General features: G+C 25.4%; 23 protein-coding genes. 22 read left to right on the top strand and 1 reads right to left on the bottom strand.

Annotated elements, in window-relative coordinates:
* The first annotated feature begins 7 nt into the window (after positions 1-7).
* The 8 genes from ACQPUY_RS00805 to ACQPUY_RS00770 all read left to right on the top strand — a co-directional run bounded on the left by ACQPUY_RS00805 (position 8) and on the right by ACQPUY_RS00770 (position 5520).
* Positions 8-685, top strand: a complete 678-nt coding sequence (locus tag ACQPUY_RS00805) for a YggS family pyridoxal phosphate-dependent enzyme (protein ID WP_430838974.1) — start codon at positions 8-10, stop codon at positions 683-685.
* A complete protein-coding gene (locus ACQPUY_RS00800; protein WP_430838973.1) occupies positions 678-1127 on the top strand; it encodes a cell division protein SepF in 450 nt (149 codons plus the stop codon). Before ACQPUY_RS00805 ends, ACQPUY_RS00800 begins: the two co-directional genes overlap by 8 nt.
* 12 nt (positions 1128-1139) lie before the next feature.
* Complete coding sequence (locus ACQPUY_RS00795; protein ID WP_430839514.1) at positions 1140-1388, top strand: YggT family protein; 249 nt, start codon at positions 1140-1142, stop codon at positions 1386-1388.
* Positions 1388-2158: an RNA-binding protein gene (locus tag ACQPUY_RS00790; protein WP_430838972.1), complete on the top strand. Its 771-nt coding sequence runs from the start codon at positions 1388-1390 to the stop codon at positions 2156-2158. The genes ACQPUY_RS00795 and ACQPUY_RS00790 overlap by 1 nt, the downstream gene beginning before the upstream one ends.
* A 17-nt stretch (positions 2159-2175) precedes the next feature.
* Positions 2176-2775 (top strand): DivIVA domain-containing protein, encoded by a 600-nt coding sequence (locus ACQPUY_RS00785; protein WP_430839513.1) that lies wholly within the window; start codon positions 2176-2178, stop codon positions 2773-2775.
* A gap of 109 nt (positions 2776-2884) precedes the next feature.
* Entirely contained in the window at positions 2885-3799 is a 915-nt protein-coding gene (locus ACQPUY_RS00780; protein ID WP_430838971.1) for an RluA family pseudouridine synthase, read from the top strand.
* Between the two features lie 12 nt (positions 3800-3811).
* Positions 3812-4351, top strand: coding sequence for a bifunctional pyr operon transcriptional regulator/uracil phosphoribosyltransferase PyrR (pyrR, locus tag ACQPUY_RS00775; protein WP_430838970.1), 540 nt, complete (start codon positions 3812-3814; stop codon positions 4349-4351).
* A gap of 11 nt (positions 4352-4362) precedes the next feature.
* Positions 4363-5520: a THUMP domain-containing class I SAM-dependent RNA methyltransferase gene (locus tag ACQPUY_RS00770; RefSeq protein WP_430838969.1), complete on the top strand. Its 1158-nt coding sequence runs from the start codon at positions 4363-4365 to the stop codon at positions 5518-5520.
* A 74-nt stretch (positions 5521-5594) separates the two neighbouring features.
* Here the strand turns inward: ACQPUY_RS00770 and ACQPUY_RS00765 are convergent, their stop codons facing one another.
* Positions 5595-7346 carry an Rqc2 family fibronectin-binding protein gene (locus ACQPUY_RS00765; protein WP_430838968.1) on the bottom strand — a complete coding sequence of 584 codons (1752 nt, stop codon included), beginning with the start codon at positions 7344-7346 and terminating at the stop codon, positions 5595-5597.
* A gap of 95 nt (positions 7347-7441) precedes the next feature.
* Between ACQPUY_RS00765 and dapF the strand changes: the two genes are divergently transcribed.
* From dapF to ACQPUY_RS00695, 14 genes are all read left to right on the top strand, one after another.
* Positions 7442-8263, top strand: a complete 822-nt coding sequence (dapF, locus tag ACQPUY_RS00760; RefSeq protein WP_430838967.1) for a diaminopimelate epimerase — start codon at positions 7442-7444, stop codon at positions 8261-8263.
* Between the two features lie 11 nt (positions 8264-8274).
* Positions 8275-9261 carry a hypothetical protein gene (locus ACQPUY_RS00755; protein ID WP_430838966.1) on the top strand — a complete coding sequence of 329 codons (987 nt, stop codon included), beginning with the start codon at positions 8275-8277 and terminating at the stop codon, positions 9259-9261.
* Positions 9262-9616: 355 nt separating this feature from the next.
* Positions 9617-11962 carry a metallophosphoesterase gene (locus tag ACQPUY_RS00750; protein ID WP_430838965.1) on the top strand — a complete coding sequence of 782 codons (2346 nt, stop codon included), beginning with the start codon at positions 9617-9619 and terminating at the stop codon, positions 11960-11962.
* A gap of 177 nt (positions 11963-12139) precedes the next feature.
* Positions 12140-12769 (top strand): hypothetical protein, encoded by a 630-nt coding sequence (locus ACQPUY_RS00745; protein WP_430838964.1) that lies wholly within the window; start codon positions 12140-12142, stop codon positions 12767-12769.
* A gap of 71 nt (positions 12770-12840) precedes the next feature.
* Complete coding sequence (locus ACQPUY_RS00740) at positions 12841-14019, top strand: YibE/F family protein (RefSeq protein ID WP_430838963.1); 1179 nt, start codon at positions 12841-12843, stop codon at positions 14017-14019.
* A gap of 304 nt (positions 14020-14323) precedes the next feature.
* Positions 14324-15706 (top strand): GspE/PulE family protein, encoded by a 1383-nt coding sequence (locus ACQPUY_RS00735; protein ID WP_430838961.1) that lies wholly within the window; start codon positions 14324-14326, stop codon positions 15704-15706.
* Entirely contained in the window at positions 15681-16730 is a 1050-nt protein-coding gene (locus ACQPUY_RS00730) for a type II secretion system F family protein (RefSeq protein WP_430838960.1), read from the top strand. Before ACQPUY_RS00735 ends, ACQPUY_RS00730 begins: the two co-directional genes overlap by 26 nt.
* Complete coding sequence (locus tag ACQPUY_RS00725; protein WP_430838959.1) at positions 16730-17221, top strand: pilus assembly FimT family protein; 492 nt, start codon at positions 16730-16732, stop codon at positions 17219-17221. Before ACQPUY_RS00730 ends, ACQPUY_RS00725 begins: the two co-directional genes overlap by 1 nt.
* On the top strand, positions 17218-17649 hold the full coding sequence (locus ACQPUY_RS00720) for a type II secretion system protein (protein ID WP_430838958.1): 432 nt from the start codon (positions 17218-17220) through the stop codon (positions 17647-17649). The genes ACQPUY_RS00725 and ACQPUY_RS00720 overlap by 4 nt, the downstream gene beginning before the upstream one ends.
* Entirely contained in the window at positions 17609-18124 is a 516-nt protein-coding gene (locus ACQPUY_RS00715; RefSeq protein WP_430839512.1) for a PilW family protein, read from the top strand. Before ACQPUY_RS00720 ends, ACQPUY_RS00715 begins: the two co-directional genes overlap by 41 nt.
* Complete coding sequence (locus ACQPUY_RS00710; protein ID WP_430838957.1) at positions 18121-18501, top strand: hypothetical protein; 381 nt, start codon at positions 18121-18123, stop codon at positions 18499-18501. The genes ACQPUY_RS00715 and ACQPUY_RS00710 overlap by 4 nt, the downstream gene beginning before the upstream one ends.
* Positions 18498-19121: a hypothetical protein gene (locus tag ACQPUY_RS00705; protein ID WP_430838956.1), complete on the top strand. Its 624-nt coding sequence runs from the start codon at positions 18498-18500 to the stop codon at positions 19119-19121. The genes ACQPUY_RS00710 and ACQPUY_RS00705 overlap by 4 nt, the downstream gene beginning before the upstream one ends.
* Complete coding sequence (locus tag ACQPUY_RS00700; RefSeq protein ID WP_430838955.1) at positions 19099-19506, top strand: hypothetical protein; 408 nt, start codon at positions 19099-19101, stop codon at positions 19504-19506. Before ACQPUY_RS00705 ends, ACQPUY_RS00700 begins: the two co-directional genes overlap by 23 nt.
* Positions 19503-19871 (top strand): hypothetical protein, encoded by a 369-nt coding sequence (locus ACQPUY_RS00695; RefSeq protein ID WP_430838954.1) that lies wholly within the window; start codon positions 19503-19505, stop codon positions 19869-19871. The genes ACQPUY_RS00700 and ACQPUY_RS00695 overlap by 4 nt, the downstream gene beginning before the upstream one ends.
* Positions 19872-20006 lie beyond the last annotated feature (135 nt).

The raw sequence follows: 20006 nt of genomic DNA, 5'->3' as shown, positions 1-20006 counted from the left end.
AAATACATTGAGTATAGAAGAAAACTTAAATAAGATTAAAAAAAATATATCAAATAATGCTACACTAGTTGCAGTATCAAAAACTAAACCTATAGAAGATATACAAATAGCTTATGATTTAGAGCAAAGAGACTTTGGAGAAAATAAAGTCCAGGAACTTATAGAAAAGGAAGAGATACTACCTAAAGATATAAGATGGCATTTTATAGGGAATTTACAAACTAATAAGGTTAAATATTTAGTAAATAAAGTTTATTTAATACATTCTTTGTCTAGTATAAAGCTATTAAAAAAAATTGAAGATGAATTTTCTAAACAAAATTCTACAGCAAATCTTTTAATTCAAATTAATGTTGGAAAAGAAGAATCGAAGAGTGGAATTTATGAAGAAGATTTATTAGAACTGATAAATGAAGTTGAAAAATGTAATAGTTGTAAAGTAATGGGTCTTATGGCTATCATACCAAAAGGAAACGATGAAGAAAATAGATTTTATTTCAAAAAAATGAAAAGTATATTTGATGATTTAAGTAAAAAATCATATAAAAATATAAATATGAAAATTCTATCCATGGGAATGACCCATGATTATAAAATAGCTCTAGAAGAGGGCTCTAATTTGATACGAGTTGGAGAAGGAATTTTTGGCAAAAGAAATATAGTGGGAGGAATGACAAATGGGTAATATGTTTGGAAAATTTAAAGAAATAATTGGGCTTGGAGAATATGAGGACGACTTTGATGATTTAGAAGAAACTGAAGTTGAAGAAGAGGTTCAAGAGGAAATAGAACCAATTATATCAAAGCAAAAAGGAAATAAGGTGGTTAATATTCATACTGCGTCTACTGCAAAGGTAATGGTAACTAAACCGTTAAATTATGATGATGCTAGAGAAATTGCAGATGCTATAAAAGCAAGAAAAATAGTATTAGTAAATGCTACAACTTTAGAAACAAAAACTGCACAAAGATTAGTAGACTTTATTAGTGGTTCTTGTTATGTATTAGGTGCGACTTTACAAGAAATTGAACAAAGAGTTTATTTATTATCGCCATCAAATGTAGAAGTAACAAATGAATTGAAAAATGAATTAAGCTCAAAAGCATTATTTAACTGGAATAAGTAGGAGGAGATTTAAATCGAAATAGTTTTTGTAGCAATAAGATTATTAACTATAGCTCTGGAAATAACTATTTTATTAGAAGTTATAATATCAATGTTTCCTTCTATGAAGGAAACTAATATATATAATATAATTGCATCATTTAATTATCCTGTATTATTACCTTTTAGGGTTTTACAAGATAAAGTATTTAAAAATAATTTAATAGATTTTTCACCTTTATTTGCAATAATGATATTATCTTATATTAGGATGTTATTTTAATGTTAAGCAAAGAAGTAATTATTAAAAGTTTTGTTGAAGATGATGCAAAAGAAGCAATAAAAATATATGAAAATTATAAACTTGCCTATGATAAAGATATAACTATTTTTACTAATAGCTTTTGTCCACCTAACATATGGAACTTTTTTGATAAATATTGTAAAAGTAATGATTTTTTTATCGAAACAAATGGAGTTTTTGAAGAAGCTGAAAGGCGAATGATATCATTTAATAATACTTATAATATAGATTATCCAATTTGTGTACTAGAGATTAAAAATAAGTCAAACTTTTCAAATTTAAAACATAAGGATTATTTAGGAGCTATTTTATCATTAGGAATTGAAAGAAATAAGCTAGGAGATATTGTAGTAAAAGGAGATAAGGCATATTTACCTATTGTTGAAGAAATTAGTGATTATGTTCAATTAAATTTAACTCACATTGGTAAATCTCCTGTGGAAATAAATATTGTATACAATATAGTGGATATACCTTCTGTAGATTTTGAGGAAATTTTAATTAATGTTTCTTCATTAAGAGTAGATGGGATTGTTGCTAAAATTGCTAATATATCAAGATCAAAATCAATTGAAATAATAGAAAGTGGAAAAGTATTAGTAGATTATGTTAAGGCAAAAGATAAAAGCCAGGAGCTCGTGTTAGGATCTAGGCTAACTATTAGAGGTAGTGGAAAGTATATAATTGGGGAAATTATTGGGGAAACTAGAAGTGGGAGACAGAGAATTATAATAAAAAAATATATATAATGCGTAGAGGTGATTTTATGAAGCTTACTCCAATGGATATAAGCAACAAGGAATTTAGAAAAACATTTAGGGGATATGATAGCGAAGAGGTCGATGAATTTATAAATGAAATTATAGATAACTATGAAGAACTTTATAAAGAAAACTCAAGATTAAAAGAAAATTTATCCAGAGCAAATGAAAAACTAGAACATTATGTTAAGATTGAAAACACTATACAAAATACTCTTTTATTAGCTCAAAATGCAGCTGAACAGGCAAGAGCAACATCACAAAAAGAGTCAGAGATAATCCTAAAGAATGCTAATGAATCAGCAAAGAGGATAATTGATAAGGCACATAATGATGTTATAGCAATAAATGATGAATATGAAAAAGTTAAGCAAGAATTTGTAAAATTTAGAGCTAAGTTTAGAAACTTCATGAATGCTCAAACAGAAACTTTTGATGAATTAGAAAAAGATTTAACTAAGAATTATAATATTTCAGAACCTATAGAAAAGTTGATTGCAGAAAAAAATATTGAAGTATCTGATAAAAACTTAGAATCTACTGATGATGTTTATACTGAGGATATGGATGAAATAAAAAGCTTTTTTGCTCAAGAAGAAGAATAAAATCCGTTTAAGGCGGATTTTTTTATTTTTATATAGGTATATCTATTGAGTGTGAAGATTCAATATATTATAATGTGTAAAGAATTATAAAAAAGTGGAGATTTAATTAATGGATAAATTATTTTTTAAAGTAACTAATGAAAATGATATAGGTACAAGAATAGATAAATACTTATCAAATAATATAGAAGGTAAATCAAGATCCTTTATTCAAGGTTTAATAGACTCGAAGTCTGTATTAGTAAATGAAAAAGAAGTTAAAAGTAATTTTAAGTTAAGAGAGAATGATGAAATTGTTGTAAATATGCCAAAACCTATAGAGTTAGATGTAAAGCCAGAAAATATTGATTTAAATATAGTTTATGAAGATAAAGATATAATAGTATTAAATAAGCCTCAAGGTGTCGTAGTGCATCCTGCTCCAGGTAATTATTCAGGAACTTTAGTAAATGGATTACTGTATCATTGTAAGGATTTATCTGGCATAAATGGAGTTATAAGACCTGGTATAGTTCATAGAATAGATAAGGATACGTCAGGTATTTTAGTTATTGCTAAAAACGATGAGTCACATAATATATTAGCTGAGCAATTTAAGGAGCATAGCATCAAAAGAGAATATTATGCATTGGTAGAAGGAAAATTTAATAAGTTAGAAGGAACTATTGATAAACCTATTGGTAGAAATAAAAAAGATAGATTAAAGATGGCTATTGTAGATGATGGTAAAAGGGCAGTTACTCATTATAATGTATTGGAGCAATATAATAATGGTACTTCTCTAGTTAAGTGTACATTAGAAACAGGAAGAACTCATCAAATTAGAGTACATATGGCATCTATAGGACATCCATTGGTAGGAGATCCATTATATGGTTTGAAAAAACAAAGATTTAAGCTAGAAGGTCAAGTATTACATGCAAAGACTTTAGGATTTATACATCCAACAACAAAAGAGTATATTGAATTTGATTCGGAATTACCTAAATATTATTTAGATTTATTAGATTATTTAAGGAATTAGAGGTGGAGTAAAATGAAGTTAAAAGCAAATTTATTAGATGATAAGGCTATATATAGAACTTTAATTAGAATATCTCATGAAATAATAGAAAAGAATAAGGGAATTGATGATGTTGTATTAGTAGGAATAAAGAGAAGGGGATACCCAATAGCTGAAAGAATAGCTAAGAATATAGAAAATATTGAGGGAGTAAAGGTACCGGTAGGATCAGTAGATATTACTTTATATAGAGATGATATAAGTGAAATTAAAGATACACCAAAAGTAAATAACTCTAATTTAGGTGTTGAAATAATAGGTAAAAAAGTAATATTAGTTGATGATGTGTTATATACATGTAGAACAGTAAGAGCAGCAATAGATGCTATAATGGATTCTGGTAGACCTGACCAAATACAACTAGCTGTATTAATAGATAGAGGGCATAAAGAACTTCCTATAAGAGCAGATTATGTAGGAAAGAATATTCCTACATCTAAAAATGAAATTATAGCTGTAGAAATTGAAGAAATAGATGGAAAAGACTTTGTTAAAATTTACGAAGGAAAATAAAGGAGAAAGATATGGAATATAATTTAATTGCAACTACTACCTTTGGATTAGAAGGAATTACTGCAAAAGAATTAAAGGCTTTAGGATATGAGGATTTAAGAACTGAAAATGGTAAGGTCCATTTCAAGGGAGATGAAATGGATATAGCAATAGCTAATATTCATTTAAGAACTGCTGATAGAATTTTAATAAATATGGGAGAGTTTGAAGCTAGAAGTTTTGAAGAATTATTTCAAGGTACTAAAAGCATAAATTGGAGCGGCTTAATTCCTGTAGATGGAATTATGCATGTTAATGGCAAATCTGTAAAGTCTACTTTACATAGTGTTCCAGATTGTCAGTCAATAGTTAAAAAAGCAATAGTTGATAGTATGAGCAATTCTTATGGAATAACTCAATTTTCTGAAGATGGACCATTATATAAAATTGAAGTGTCAATACTTAAAGATTTAGTTACGTTAACTATTGATACATCAGGACCAGGACTTCACAAAAGAGGATATAGGGAAGAAGCAGGGGCAGCACCATTAAAAGAAACTTTAGCAGCAGCCATGGTTCTTATTTCAAGATGGAAAGAAGATTTCACATTAGTTGATCCTTTTTGTGGCTCAGGAACTATTTTGATAGAAGCTGCAATGATTATGCAAAATATTGCCCCAGGAATGTGTAGATCATTTACTTGTGAAACATGGCCAACGATAGATGAGGATATTTTTGAGCAAGTTAGAGAAGGTGCTGAAAGAGCAATAAAGCATAAGGATATAAAGCTTTTAGGATATGATATAGATGGTAGAATACTAAAGGTTGCTAGAAGTAACGCAGAAAAAGCAGGGGTATCTAAATATATAGAATTCCATAGAAGAGATTTTAAAGATTTTTCTAGTGGGGAGAAATATGGATTTATTATATCTAATCCGCCATATGGTGAAAGATTAGGGGAAAAGAAAGAAGTTGAAGAATTATATAAGATTTTTGGAAGATATAAGAAAAAGTTCTTTAATTGGGATTATAATATATTAACTTCTTATGAAAAATTCGAAACTCCTTTTGGTATAAAATCTAGCAAGAATAGAAAACTTTATAATGGTAAGTTAAAGTGTTATTATTATCAATATTTTGATAATGAATTAATAAAGAATCCAGGAGATATGGTTGTAAATCATATATAATTATCTAAAGAATAAAAAAGTTAAGATGAATAAAATCGTCTTAACTTTTTTTGTATTAGGAAAGCATAAAAAGTTTACCTTTTTATAATTTTATTATTTTCAAATTTAAAATTAGTATATTCACTTGGTTCAGTATATATAGTGTAATTTGTATGATAAATAACCATTCCAGGCTTTGCACCATTTGGTTTTTTAATATTCTTAACTATTGTATAATCTACTGGAACTTTAGTAGAATTTTTAGCTTTACTATAATAAGATGCAAGTATAGCTGCTTCCTCTATAGAAATATCGGATGGATTATCACTACAAAGAATGACATGAGATCCAGGTATATTTTTTGTGTGAAGCCATAGATGATTTTTATTAGCAAATTTTAATGTTAAATAATCATTTTGAATATTATTTTTACCTACATAAATATCAGTTCCATCAGAAGAAATAATATGAATTGGTTTAGAAGATTTATCTTTTTTATTCTTTTTAGAATTTCCCTTGAATTTTAGATAATTTGTTTCTATTAATTCTTTCTTTATATCATCAATTTCTATATAACTTTCGCAGTTTAAAATATTTGTTAAAACTGAATTTAAGTATTCCAGCTCTGCTTTATTTCTTTCAAGTTGTTCTAATGCAGATTCTTCTGATTTTTTTAATTTATTATATTTTTTATAAAAACTTTGGATATTTTCAGATGGAGTTTTATTTTCATCTAATTTAATGGTTATATATTCTTCTTCTTTTTCGTTATAGAAATTTAATAAGGTTATCTCTTTTTGACCTTTGTTAATCATATAAATATAAGAAGTTAATAAGTCTCCATATATTTTATATTTATATTTTTCTCTACATTCTTCTAAAATGTTATTTAATTTTTTATCTTTATTATTGCACCTATCTATATTATTCGAAATTAACTTCTGTAAGTATGTGCTTCTACTTAATAATCTATCTTGTTTGTCCTTAATAGTAAAGAATTCATCTAACAAAGTATTTGGATCATTAAAATTAATAGATGAATAAATATCATTAAAAGCCTTTAATTCAATGCAATGGAAATCTTTAAATACTTCATTTTCCTTATAAATGTTGTAAGAAAAATTTTGTTCTAAATTTTTGATAAATTTTTTAAAGAAATTAAAAATAAAATCTTTATTTATGGTATTATTATCTTGTAAGCAATTTATATATAGATTTTTAGATAAAGATTTTCCAATACCAGTGAAAATATTAGTAAATAAATATTCATTTATATTTAATTCAGTACTATCTAAATACTTATTAAATTCATCTTGAGAAAAATTAAATGGATTTAATTTGTTAGAGCTTGGAGGATATACATAATTTATGCCTGGATATAAAATTCTATAGGTATTTATATCTGAAGATATATGTTTAATGCATTCCATAATCTTATTATCTCTTTCTCTAACTAGAGTAATGTTACTATGTCTACCCATTATTTCAACTATTAATACATATTTACTGTCAAAACCTAGTTCATCAGTAGATTCAATATGTAATTGAATTACTCTATCACCATTTAATTGAGTAATATTGGTTATTTTTCCGCCAATTAAATACTTTCTCATTACCATAGTAAACGTTGGTGCTTGAAGTGGGTTTGGTTTACTTATATTGGTTAAATGGATTCTAGGGAATTTTGAAGAGGCTGATATTAATAATTTAATATTTTCCCTACCCTTTCTAAGTGTTAAAATTACTTCATCTTTTTCTGGTTGATTGATTTTATCTATTTTACAATTTAATATTGATTTTTTAAAATCATGTACTAAACTATATAGGTAGATACCATCTAATGCCATAAGTATCATCCTTTCTTTGGTAATAACATAAGGATAGTATAACATTTAATAGATAATTTTATCAATGGCAATGTAAATTTAAAAGGAGGGATTTTATGAATTTTATTAAAATGCAAGGCTTAGGTAATGATTTTATAATAATTGAAGATTATAATGATAAAATCATTGAAAATGAGATAGAATTGGCAAAGAAAGTTTGTCATAGAAGATTTGGTATTGGAGCTGATGGGTTAGTTATTATAAGAAAATCAAACATTGCAGATGCAAAAATGATAATTATAAATAGCGATGGGTCTAGGGCAAATATGTGTGGAAATGCAATTAGATGTTTTACTAAATATTTATATGAAGTAAAGCATATAAATAAAGAGGAAATTACTATCGAAACAGGTGATGGAGTTAAAAAGGTTAAGGTAATACTTCATAATAATTATGTAAAGTTAGTAAGAGTAAATATGGGAAAAGGAAGTTTTTTTGGAGAAGATGTATTGCTAAAAGATAAAAATACTTTAATAGATGAAGAAATTATTATAAATAATAAAGCCTACAAATTAACTAGTCTTTTAATGGGAGTTCCCCATACTATATTAATTAATAATAAAGGTGAATACTCTATTGAAGATGGAAAGATAATAGAAAAGTATGAGTTATTTACTAAAGGTACAAATGTAAATTTGGTAAAAAGAATTGATGATAATAATATAGAAGTAATAACATGGGAAAGAGGGGCAGGAGCTACTTTAGCATGTGGAACAGGATGTTGTGCATCTGTAGTTGCTTTAAATAAATTAGGTATGTGTTCAAATAGAGTTAATGTTATAACTTTAGGTGGACATCTAGTTGTAGAAATTATAAATGAGGAAGTTTATATGATTGGGGAAGCAAATTTTATTTGTAAAGGCGAATTATTAATTTAAAGAGGTAAAAAATGATTAAAAAAAGGAGAAAAAGAGTTTTCCTTAGTAGTTTAATTTTATTGTATAGTATTGGTCTTTTTGGTTGTAGTAATGATGAAGAAGAAATTAAAAAAGTTAAAATAGATAATGGCGCAATAGCAATAGAGAATTCAGGTGATTATAGTATTTATAATTTAGCTGATGAAAAATATGAGAAAGTAGAAACTGATTATATAATTACTTCATATGATTCAAAAAGTGAAAATTTCATTTATAGTGAAGATGGAAAATTTAAAGTAAATTACTTAGGAAAAGAAAAAGACATAGAAGATTCAAAAAATATTACATCACCTAAATTATCTATAGGTGGAGATTATTTATCCTATTTTGTAAGAGAAGATTATTTAAATCTTAAAATCAAAAATTTAAAAGAAGATAAGGATATTGATTTCAAAAGTAATGTAGCCATATCAGGAGAATTAATAGATTGGCTAAATAAAGATACTTTGGTCTATTATGGAATTGATGATAGTAGAAATAATGGCATATTTATATATAATATATCTGAAAATAAGGAAAAATTATTATATAAATTAGATTTAGGATATGTTGAATACTTAAAGGTAATTGATGATGGAATAGTATTTGTGCAAGAAAAAGAAGAAAAACAAAGAACATTAAAATTTATAGATGAAAATGGTAATATTACTGAATCAATTGATAATATTATAGATATAAGTGATGTAGAAGTAAGTGAAGATGGTATTTATATTTTAGGCAGGATAGAAAATAATAATTATTCCCTTTATAAATATAATAATGGTTCAGTAAAAAGACTAGTTTATGATTTTCCTAAAATAATAAATTTAGAAAAGGGATTATCTAAGGATAGTAGTGGAAATATATTATTTATTGGAGGAGATGATACTAGAATAGAAAAATTATATAAATGTGAAGATGGAACAATTAGTACTTTAGATGTAGATACAGGAACATATAATTTTATAGACTATAATTAAGGATATTTATAATTAAGTTATAAATATCCTTTTTTGATATATTTTATTATTTAGATTTGATATCAAAAAATTGTAATATTCTATATAAGTCAATTATTGAAAGCACTTTTGATATCGTATCCAGCCTCAAAGAGCAGATAGTTTTATAAGGATAAGAATTGATGAGTCGTTAGTCACTTTGAGAAAAATTAAAAATGAGAAATATCAGAAGTTCCTATTTAGACAAGCAATTCTAGAGGTTAACATAAGTAAAAATTTACCAAACTATAACATTTATTTAATATAGCTATAACAAAGATATATTAATATTTACTTCGTAAAGATTGATAATAAAGTAAATAAATGGGGGATGTTTATGATTAGAAGAAATAAAATTATAGCTTTATCAATAGCTATGGCAATAGCTATGGCAAGCGGAGTAATTGAAGCAGGTGCATCGAAATTAACAGTGAATAATGAAGTAGCTACTGAAAATTCTGAGAAAGGAATTGAAGCATATGATTTAGCAGTTAGTGAAGAGGAATACTCAAAACCAAAGCAAGTAAATGTTCATATGGGGGATGATCCATCAACCCAAGTTAACATTACTTATACAACAATAAATTTTGGATTAGAAACTAAGATTGTATTAAAAAAAGTTGGAGATAATAAAGAAATAACTGTACTCGGCGAAAATTCAATAGGTAATGCAAATAAATATTTTCATAAAATAGCTGTAAATAATTTAGAGCCTAATACACAATATGAATATATAGTAGGCACAGGAGAAGATACCTTTAGTGGTAAATTTAAGACAGCTCCAGCAGTTGGAAGTAAAGATAGTATTAAATTTGCTTATATTGCAGATACACAAGTATCAAATGCTACAAATGCTAAGGCATTAGGTGCTACATTAGAAGAAGTAAATAATATTGAAGATTTAGATTTTATTTATCTTGCTGGTGATATAACAGATACATCAGCAAATGAAACTCAATGGGAATTGTTATTTAATAATGATGGAGCTTTTCCAACAGGTGGACAAGACATGTTTGGAAATAACTTAGTTACTGTAGTACAAGGTAATCATGACAATAATTCTTTAACTAGACATATTAATGCACCAGCAGAATCTGGGAATATAGTATATTCATATGATTACGGTCCAGTAACATTCATAATGTTAAATTTAGAAACTGCGAGATATGATGCTGATGCAAGATTAGCTCAAAAGGAACATTTAACAGAAGTGGTAAGTAAAGCAAAGTCAAGAGGGCAATGGATATTTGTTGGTTTCCATAAATCAATATATACAGGGGCATCTCATATAACTGATTCAGATGTAATAGAGGCAAGAAAATATTGGTCTCCAGTACTTACAGATTTAGATGTTGACGTAGTAATGCAAGGTCATGACCATGTCTATTCAAGGGGATTTGTTGATGAAAATGGATATAAGGCAGAAATAACAACAAATGATGATGGTACTGTAGTTGATCCAGAAAATGTACCACTATATATGGTTGGAGGTCATGCTGGTGGATTAAAATGGTATTCTAAAAAGAATTACACAGTAGGCGATGGCGATTTACTTGCACCAGGATATTCATTCTTAGATGTTAATTCAACTGATACTGGTAGTGATGTTAAGAAAGAACAAGTAATTGTTGAAATGGAAGTTTCAGAAAAAAAATTTACATTAAACACGTATATGTTTAAATATGATACAGATACAGATACTATAACAACTAATAAATATCTATACGATACACTAACTGTAGTTAGAGATTTAAATGAAAGTCCTTATACAGCCAGTATGCCAAATATTGATAATATCGAAGGTAAAGCAGGCGTAGAGTTTAGAATTCCAGTTACGGTTAATGAGTTACCAACTGATTCTATAATAAGAGCTTCAGAAATGACATTTGATATTCCAGAGGATTTAGAAGTTAAAACTGTTGAGTTGAATAATAAGATAATTAAAGCAAATAATTGGGATTATAATGTTGATGAAGGTAAATTGCGTATTGCTCTTGCAAATTTAGATGATGAACCTATTTTTGTTAACAATACATCAGGTGATAAGAATATTGTTACATTAACAGTTGGATTAAAGGAAGATAAGTCTAAAGAAGAGAGTACTTCTATTAAGATGTCAGGATTAGTTTTAAGATGTGAAAATGATTTAGATATAGAATATGATACTAAAAATGCAAAGAGTAATATTACTTTTGTAGATAAAGAAGTAGCTCAAGTAAGTGCAAGGGAACTCTATGTATCAGATGGAATTGATGTAATCCCTGAAAATATGAAAGCTGTTGCAGCAGAGTTTACATTAGTAGAGAACACAACAAATATTAACTTTGGAGATAGTAAATTTTACTATAGCCCAGAATTTACAGAAAAAACAGGGAAAATAACTTATGTGGCATTAGTACCAGAAGAAACTAGTTTAGACAATTTATCTGATATGAAAAACTATACTTTAATAGAATCAAATAAGCAATCAGAATCAGTAGCATTTGGTGATATTAATAATGATGGAATAGATGCACAAGATGCATTAGTAGCAGTTAGTTCTTGGCTAAGAAAAAGAAATTTAGATAATAAAGAAATGATAACTGTCAATGTAAATGCCGATGGAAGAATTAATACAAGAGATGCCATAGATATAGTTGATAATTATGTATCAGCTAGAGAGTTCACAGTTTTATCAAAATAATATAGTTATGAAAGTATTACAAAGTGATTTGTATATCAATTTGTAGTACTTTTCGTATTTATTAATGTTAAGTTTTTATTACATATATTTAACAGAATGGTGAAAGAAATATAGAGTAATCTAATGTATTATATGTATATAATTTGAAATTATATTAAAGGGGAGAAGGATGAGTTTATGAAGCTAAAAGTAAATAAAAAATTATGGATAATCGGTGGAGGCTTGGTATTAGCTTTAATATTATCAATAATGATTTTAAATAATATAACAACACCTACATTAAAGTTAAAAGTTTCTAATGAAAATATTTCAGCTGATTATAAAGATGAGATTATAATACCAGCAGTATTAAGTAACTTACCTGATAATGAATATCCTGCAGCAAGTGTATCAATAAAGTTTGATAATAATAAACTAGAGTTTGTTGGTATTTCTATAGGAACAATGGAAACATACAACGATTATGATCCAGAAAGAGATGAAGAGACGTCTTATAAGATTCCACAATGGAGTTACAATGAAGAAGTTGCAAATCAAGAAGGAGAAATAAGGGCTATGTATTTAGATACAACAGCAGGTAAAAATGCATATGTTAAGAGTGGATTTGAGAGTAAAAAGAAAGATATACTATTTAAATTGATGTTTAAACTTAAAGATTCAGTTATTACAAGCGATAAACTAGCTATTGAAATTGACGAGGCTGTTTTTGCAACTGTTAATGGTGATAGTGATAAAACTACTTTATCTACAAAGAATAATTATGGAAAGTTAAATGTTAAAGATGGATTTATAAAAATAAATGGCTAGTTTAGAGTTAATGATAATTATATATAAGTAATATTAATTAAATAAAATTAAGAATAAAGAGGGAGTTACTTATGTCTAAATTTAAAAAAATAAATTTTGAAATTAATAAGGAGAGTATAATTTGGATAGTATTTATGTTAGCACTTTTTGTAGTTATAGTTATTTTTAATAAAACATTAAATTATAATAAACCAGGTGATAGACCAGTAGGTATTGAATATGCAAAAGCAGAAGTTATAAGTATAGTCTCTGAAGAACTAGAACCAGATCCAGATTTTTCTTATATTAATATAGGTAAACAGCAGCTGGAACTTAAGATTATAAGTGGGGAAGAAAAAGATAAAATAATTTTCATCAATAATTTTATTGGTAGAGTTGATAATAAGCCAGCAAAAGTTGGGACAAAGTTTATAATTTCTAGCTATGATAATTTTATTACAACTGTTATTGTGAATTATAGCAGAGAATTAAGTATTTATGCATTAGTATTAATATTTATTTTTATCGTAATATTTATTGGAAAATTAAAAGGAATGAAATCATTATTTTCTTTAGCAGTCACCATGATATGTGTAATATTTTTGTTTATTCCTTTGATAATAATAGGTGTTAATCCAATATTATCCTCAATAATTATTGTAATATTATCAACAGGTATTACTATGTTATCACTTAATGGATTTAGTAAGAAAACAATAGTTGCATGTTTGAGTTGTATTTTATGTACTGCTATTGCAGGAATATTAGCTTATTTATTTGGTGTTATAACTAATATATCTAGTTTTAATACTTATGAGGCAGAGGATTTGCTTTTTGTTGCACAAAAGACATCTTTGAGAGTAAAAGATTTACTTTTTGCAGGAATAATTATTGCTTCATTAGGAGCAATAATGGATACTACTATGTCCATTACTTCTTCTATATTTGAAATGCATGAGGTAAATAATAAATTAACTAGTTCACAGCTATTTACTTCTGGAATGAATATAGGGAAAGATGTAATGGGTACTATGACTAATACATTAATATTGGCTTTTACAGGAAGTAGTATTAATATAGTTGTTATTTATTTTATGTATAATCTTCCTTATATACAACTAATAAATATTGATAGTATAGTAATTGAAATAATTCAGGGGATATCAGGTGGAATAGCGCTTGTTTTATCTATACCAATAGCGGCTTTTGCTTCTTCAAAACTAGCAGTAAACCATGCAATTAATGAATCTGTGTTAGGTGATGAATTTTAAACTTAGAATATAATAATTTTTCTTTGACGATAATACACATAATGATAGATGGTTACATGAATTTGAAGCGTGAGATAAAAAGAAATATTTAGTAACAAGGTGTATCTAAATATACAAAATTATTATTACTGTATTATGCAAAAAAAAAAGGTGGATTATATTTAATCCATCTTTTCTCATCTGATAGGATAGTTGTTTTTGCAACAGATTATTTTTGATAGATATTATTAAATGACATAAATAAATTAGAATATATTGTATAAAAAGTAGTATTATGGGATATAAATTTAAATGGTGATTTGATATGAACAAAATAGAATTATTCGATATTAATTTAGATATTGCAAGGAAATTAGGAAATACAAAGGCTCAAGAATATTTTATTTTACCGATAAGGATAGAGAATAATAAATTAACTGTACTTTCTTCTGAAGAAAAATTAAATAACAAAGAAGAATTAGAATTTCTATTTAATAGTAAAATAGAAACTATTAAAATGAAGAATGATGATATTAGAGATTTAATATTTAAAGTATTTCTTGGAGAATCTGATAACTTATTAGAAGCAATATTATGTAAGACAATTATTGAAAGAGCTTCAGATATACATTTTGAGCCTCAAAGAGAAGATATTTTTATAAGGATAAGAATTGATGGATTATTAGTACCTTTTACAAAAATTAAAAATGAGGAATATCAGAAGTTGCTTTCTCAAATTAAAATTATGGGGAATATGGATATTACTGAAAAAAGAAAACCTCAAGATGGAAAAGCTTTTATTAAAGTACAGAAAAAAGATTATGATTTAAGGCTATCTACAATACCAATTGTATATGGAGAAAAGCTAGTTGTAAGAATTTTATATGGTGAAATATTTGAACATGAACTTAATAATTTAAATATGAGCAAGTTTCAAAGAGAAAAATTGAAAAAAATGATTGCTGTGAAGAATGGTCTTATTTTAATTAATGGACCAACTGGGAGTGGTAAATCTACTACTTTATATTCTATATTAAAGGAAATTAACAAAAAAAATATTAATATTACAACATTAGAAGATCCTGTTGAAGTTTTAATAAATGGAGTTAATCAAGTAAGTTTAAATAAAAAAGCAAATATTACATTTTCAACAGGTCTTCGTAGCATACTGAGACAAGATCCAGATGTCCTAATGATAGGTGAAATAAGAGATGAAGAAACTGCAAATATAGCTGTTACTGCATCTTTAACTGGACATAAGGTTTATTCAACAATTCATACTAAGACTCCTAAGGAAGTTTTATTAAGATTAGAAGATATGGGAGTAAAGCCTTATTTAATAAAGGACTCATTAATAGGAATTATTTCTCAGAGGCTTGTAAGGGTTTTATGTTTTAGTTGTAAGGGAGAAGGCAAGATAATAAATTTAGATAATAATGAGATAGTAGTATATAAAGCTGTTGGATGCAACCATTGTAATTATACAGGATATAAAGGAAGAAAATCAGTAAGTGCAGTTGTATATATCGATGAAGAAATTAAGAAAATAATTTCAAATATTTACCAGGAAATAAAAGAATTAAGTAACCAAGAAATGATAATGAATTTAAAATATTTACTTAAAAATGGATTTATAACAATAGAAGACTATAATAATTTTTTGATAGAAGAGGCTTTGGATTATGAAAAAAATAGAATTTTTATATAAGAAAGTAAATTATAATAATCTATCTTTGATTGCAGGAAATCTAGCAATACTTTATAAGGAAGGTATTTCTATGATCATGATAGTAGATTTACTTAATGAATTACCACTAAATAGAGATTATAAAGAAAGTATTAGAGGAATTAAAAGATATATTTTAGAGGGAAAATCTTTAGAAGATTGCTTTAAGGCTTATAATTATTTATATCCAGATTTTTTTACAGGAATGATAGCGATGGGTGAAAAAAGTGGAAACCTTTTTAAAGTTCTAAAGGGATTAGAAGATTATTATAACGTTAATATATTTTTTAGAAACACAGTTAAAAATGCTCTAGCTTATCCGATTTTAATAATTACAGCTACTATTAGTTTATTTATTTTTATTATACTTTTTGTAATACCAAATTTATATGATTTTTATATTAGTTTAGATGCTGATATACCTTTAATATGTAAATTAAGTTATAATTTATCAAATTCAATAAGAGAAAATCCAGTAAGAGTACTTGTTTATATATTTGATTTATTAGTATTATTCTGGTTTTTATACAAATATTATTTAAAAGACATTATTATAAGATTATTTAATAAAATTCCTTTATATAGAGAGTTTAGTGAATTTTTATTTGTTTCAATATTAGGAATAATAATGAAAAGTGGTGTTAACTTATCAGAAGGGCTTATCTGTGCAGCAAATAGCTTTAAAATAAGGGATTTAATAGATAGGTTTATAAGTTTAAATTACAGTATATTAAAGGGGAAATCAATTTCTGATAGTTTGATAAGTAAAAGATATTATTCAAGCTATACAATCTCTATTATTAAGTTAGGGGAAGAGGGAGGATCAATTGATGAAAGACTAGAATCATTAACCTCTTACTTAGAGAAAAAATTAATTGATGGTATTAATAAAAAAGTTGCTATTATTCAACCAGCATCAATATTAATTGTTGGAGGATTTGTTATTTCTTTTTTAATGATATTTGTAGTTCCATTATTTTCATCTATATTTGAGGTAGCGATATAATGAAAAAAGGGTATACATTAATTGAACTTATTATAGTTTTATCTATAATTGCAGTTATTTCTTCTATTACTACAATAAATATAGTGAAGTTTAAAGAGAAAATGGAGATTATTGAGTTTAATAGTGTGGCTAATGAAGTAAAATCTTTATTAAGTTTTGGAAAAGCCTATTGTAGAAAAAATAAAGTGTCAGGACAGATACTTGTGGGCAATAATAGGAAAACTATAACCTTTGAGGTGACAAATAAAGATTTTCCAATTACTAAGACTATAAAGTTAAATAAAGATATTGAAGTAGGAAGTAATTTTAAAGTTTCTAGTAGTATTACAAGTGATAATAATAATATTACAGATGAAGGATATATTAAGTCTGCTGGAACTATTACATTAACTCATAAAAGTAATAAGAGAATTAATATAACCGTAAGTGTAGGAAATGATATTATTAGAAGTTATGAAAGTGATGAAGAAGAGGGAGATATTATACAATGAAAAAAGGTAATACATTGGTGGAATCAATAATATCATTATCTATTATTTTAATAGCTTTAACGCTTTCTATTCAAATTATTGCAATTACATCAAAATCTATAAATTTAAGAAGAAATAAAGAAAAGGCTAATAGAGTGGCTTATGCAATAGAAAATGAAATAAAATATAATATAAGTTTTACTAATTTAAAAGATGTATTTAATAAGGGGAATTTATTTTTAAAATATAACGATGATATTTTAGAAAGCTTACTTACTACTCCTCTTACAGATTTAGAATCAGGAAATAACATTATAATAGAAAAGGTAATGGATAATTCTATAGAGGAAGATTATAAAATATCGACATTTAAAATAAAGATTTTCGATTTAAAGGGAGGAATTTTAGCTGAAAGGGAATTTATTAAGTCTTATTGGATGGATATTTAGGAAAAAGAAATATGGATTTACATTAATTGAATTGAATATATCTATGTTTATACAATTAATAGTATTAACCTTAGCATTTAATACAGCAATTATAACATTCAGAAATTATTCTTTGCTTATAAATAATTCAAAAGTTCAAGATTCCTTTGATGATGCAGTATTAAATATTGAGAGGCTTTTAAAAGGATATATGATTGAATCAATTAAAATTAAGGGAGAAAATGAAAATAATAAAGGGGAAATCTTAATCATATATAAAAAAGATAATAATCAAACTGACGTTAAGAAAAAGAAGGTTTATCTAGATTCAAGTAAAAAAAAGATAGTTTTAGAAACATATAATAAGAATGATTTTAAAATAGGTACTAATATAATTATGACAGATGTATCTGATTTTAAAATTGCAAAGAAAAACAACATATATTATTTAAAAATAATTAATTTCAATAGGGATGAAAGGATTATTTGTATATGATAAATAAGGGAAAGAAGAAAGCATTTGCTTTTATTGAAAGTTTAGTTATTCTTATGCTTGTTATTTTATTAATAACTATTTCACTGAATTTAATTACTTTAAATTATTTAAAAGCTCAAACCTATAAATCTTATAGTGATAAAAAAACATTAACTTTAGAAGAGGAATTTATATTAAAAGAAATTAACAAGAATAATAAAGAGGAGTATAAGGATTCTAATTATCAACTTGTTAAAAAGGAAAAGGAATATTTTCTAGTTAAAAAATTAAGTAATTCTAATATATATATTGAACTTGAAGTGAAAGAGTATAATGATAAGAAAATTTTTGTTCCAACTTATTATAAAACTAAAAATATAGTGGGAGATAAATTATGAGTAGTAATGTAGAAATTTATAAAGATAAGTTATATTTTAAAAATGTAGAGTATGACTATGATGCAATTAAATTGTTATTAAGTAGGATAAATAAGAAGATAAGAATTACAATTTGTTCAGAAAAAATCTTTATTAAGAAATATAAGTATCCAGAAGAAAAAATCAAAATTGAAAAATATATAGATAATAAGATATCTGAAGATTTTTCAGATAAATCAAATTTATTATTTCATTATGAGGTTGAAAAGAATGAAAGATATTTTTACCTATATTCTATGAGAAATGATAGAATAAATAATTTATTTTATGGTGCAAAAGAATTAATAATTGAACCAATACAATTTAAAGTAAAGAATAAGATTTTTAAAAAGTTAAGAAAACATAAGTATATATTAGTTTATTATAAAATAAAGGAATTAAATCATTTAATAAATATAGAAGATGGTTTTATTATAGATTCTTTAATTACAGAAAGTTTTGAGGAAGTTAACACTTATATTAATGAAAGAAGTGATTATGTATTAGTTGTAGATAAAAGCTTAAAGGATATCAAAATAGAAGATATCAATTATTATATTGATTTAGGAGTTGATATATATGAAAAAATATGTGAAAAATAAATATTTTATACCATATGAATTTATAGAAGGACAAAATAATAAATCTAATAATAATATTGAAAAGTTAATTGGAATTTTAATTTTTATTAATATATTTATAATACCTACTTCATTTAATAAAGTATCAAAAAAATTAAATAATAATGAAATAGTTCCTGTAGTAAGTGCTATTGAAAATAATCAGGATATAAATAAAGAGAAATTAAGTACTGTTATTAAAGCTATAAGTGAAAATATAATAAGTTTGAAAATAGAAAATGATTCTGGAAGTATTGAATTGAATTCAATTCAAGAAATATACAATATTGAAGAAGAAAAGATATTTAAGATTAATTCTTTAAATGTTGATGGTAAAGATAAATATTATATTGAGGTTGGATTATGAAAAGAAAAAATATAGTATATTTAATAGTTATTTTTATAACAATAATTCAATGCTTTATATTATTAAATTATAAAGATGAATCAGCAAAAAATATAAATGAGAGCGAATCAGATGGTATAACAGAAGTAAAAAATGCAAAATATATTAAAGAAATCGAAAAAGATTTTAAAGATTATAATACTTTAACAATTTTAAACTATAATAAAGCAGAAAATGGTCTATGGAAGCTAAATTGCAAACTAGAAGGAAGTAAAGAAGAGATACTGAATGATTTAGAAAAAATTGATTATTATAAAATAACTAATTATAGCTTAAAGTATGAGAATAACAATGTTTTATTAGAAGTAGATTTATTAAGCAAATAAAAGATAAATTACTTTATATTAATATAAATAATTGCATTTATTTGTGAATTTTGATAAAATAGCTTTGTTATGTCATAAACATTGTTGAAGTTATGACAATTTAGTTAGCATAAGTGTTAGACTAAATGTGGAATA

Source organism: Clostridium nigeriense, from assembly GCF_050585245.1.
In the GTDB taxonomy this organism is placed as follows: Bacteria; Bacillota; Clostridia; order Clostridiales; family Clostridiaceae; genus Clostridium; species Clostridium nigeriense_A.
Note: the sequence above shows the minus strand (reverse complement) of the source record. Positions and strands in the feature narration are given on the sequence as shown.

What these genes read in the sequence shown, in the direction of transcription:
- ACQPUY_RS00800 (WP_430838973.1), top strand. Translation starts at nt 678, where the DNA reads ATGGGTAATATGTTTGGAAAATTTAAAGAAATAATTGGGCTTGGAGAA.
- ACQPUY_RS00790 (WP_430838972.1), top strand. Translation starts at nt 1,388, where the DNA reads ATGTTAAGCAAAGAAGTAATTATTAAAAGTTTTGTTGAAGATGATGCA.
- ACQPUY_RS00785 (WP_430839513.1), top strand. Translation starts at nt 2,176, where the DNA reads ATGAAGCTTACTCCAATGGATATAAGCAACAAGGAATTTAGAAAAACA.
- ACQPUY_RS00780 (WP_430838971.1), top strand. Translation starts at nt 2,885, where the DNA reads ATGGATAAATTATTTTTTAAAGTAACTAATGAAAATGATATAGGTACA.
- pyrR (WP_430838970.1), top strand. Translation starts at nt 3,812, where the DNA reads ATGAAGTTAAAAGCAAATTTATTAGATGATAAGGCTATATATAGAACT.
- ACQPUY_RS00770 (WP_430838969.1), top strand. Translation starts at nt 4,363, where the DNA reads ATGGAATATAATTTAATTGCAACTACTACCTTTGGATTAGAAGGAATT.
- ACQPUY_RS00765 (WP_430838968.1), bottom strand. Translation starts at nt 7,346, where the DNA reads ATGGCATTAGATGGTATCTACCTATATAGTTTAGTACATGATTTTAAA.
- dapF (WP_430838967.1), top strand. Translation starts at nt 7,442, where the DNA reads ATGAATTTTATTAAAATGCAAGGCTTAGGTAATGATTTTATAATAATT.
- ACQPUY_RS00755 (WP_430838966.1), top strand. Translation starts at nt 8,275, where the DNA reads ATGATTAAAAAAAGGAGAAAAAGAGTTTTCCTTAGTAGTTTAATTTTA.
- ACQPUY_RS00750 (WP_430838965.1), top strand. Translation starts at nt 9,617, where the DNA reads ATGATTAGAAGAAATAAAATTATAGCTTTATCAATAGCTATGGCAATA.
- ACQPUY_RS00745 (WP_430838964.1), top strand. Translation starts at nt 12,140, where the DNA reads ATGAAGCTAAAAGTAAATAAAAAATTATGGATAATCGGTGGAGGCTTG.
- ACQPUY_RS00740 (WP_430838963.1), top strand. Translation starts at nt 12,841, where the DNA reads ATGTCTAAATTTAAAAAAATAAATTTTGAAATTAATAAGGAGAGTATA.
- ACQPUY_RS00735 (WP_430838961.1), top strand. Translation starts at nt 14,324, where the DNA reads ATGAACAAAATAGAATTATTCGATATTAATTTAGATATTGCAAGGAAA.
- ACQPUY_RS00730 (WP_430838960.1), top strand. Translation starts at nt 15,681, where the DNA reads ATGAAAAAAATAGAATTTTTATATAAGAAAGTAAATTATAATAATCTA.
- ACQPUY_RS00725 (WP_430838959.1), top strand. Translation starts at nt 16,730, where the DNA reads ATGAAAAAAGGGTATACATTAATTGAACTTATTATAGTTTTATCTATA.
- ACQPUY_RS00720 (WP_430838958.1), top strand. Translation starts at nt 17,218, where the DNA reads ATGAAAAAAGGTAATACATTGGTGGAATCAATAATATCATTATCTATT.
- ACQPUY_RS00710 (WP_430838957.1), top strand. Translation starts at nt 18,121, where the DNA reads ATGATAAATAAGGGAAAGAAGAAAGCATTTGCTTTTATTGAAAGTTTA.
- ACQPUY_RS00705 (WP_430838956.1), top strand. Translation starts at nt 18,498, where the DNA reads ATGAGTAGTAATGTAGAAATTTATAAAGATAAGTTATATTTTAAAAAT.
- ACQPUY_RS00700 (WP_430838955.1), top strand. Translation starts at nt 19,099, where the DNA reads ATGAAAAAATATGTGAAAAATAAATATTTTATACCATATGAATTTATA.
- ACQPUY_RS00695 (WP_430838954.1), top strand. Translation starts at nt 19,503, where the DNA reads ATGAAAAGAAAAAATATAGTATATTTAATAGTTATTTTTATAACAATA.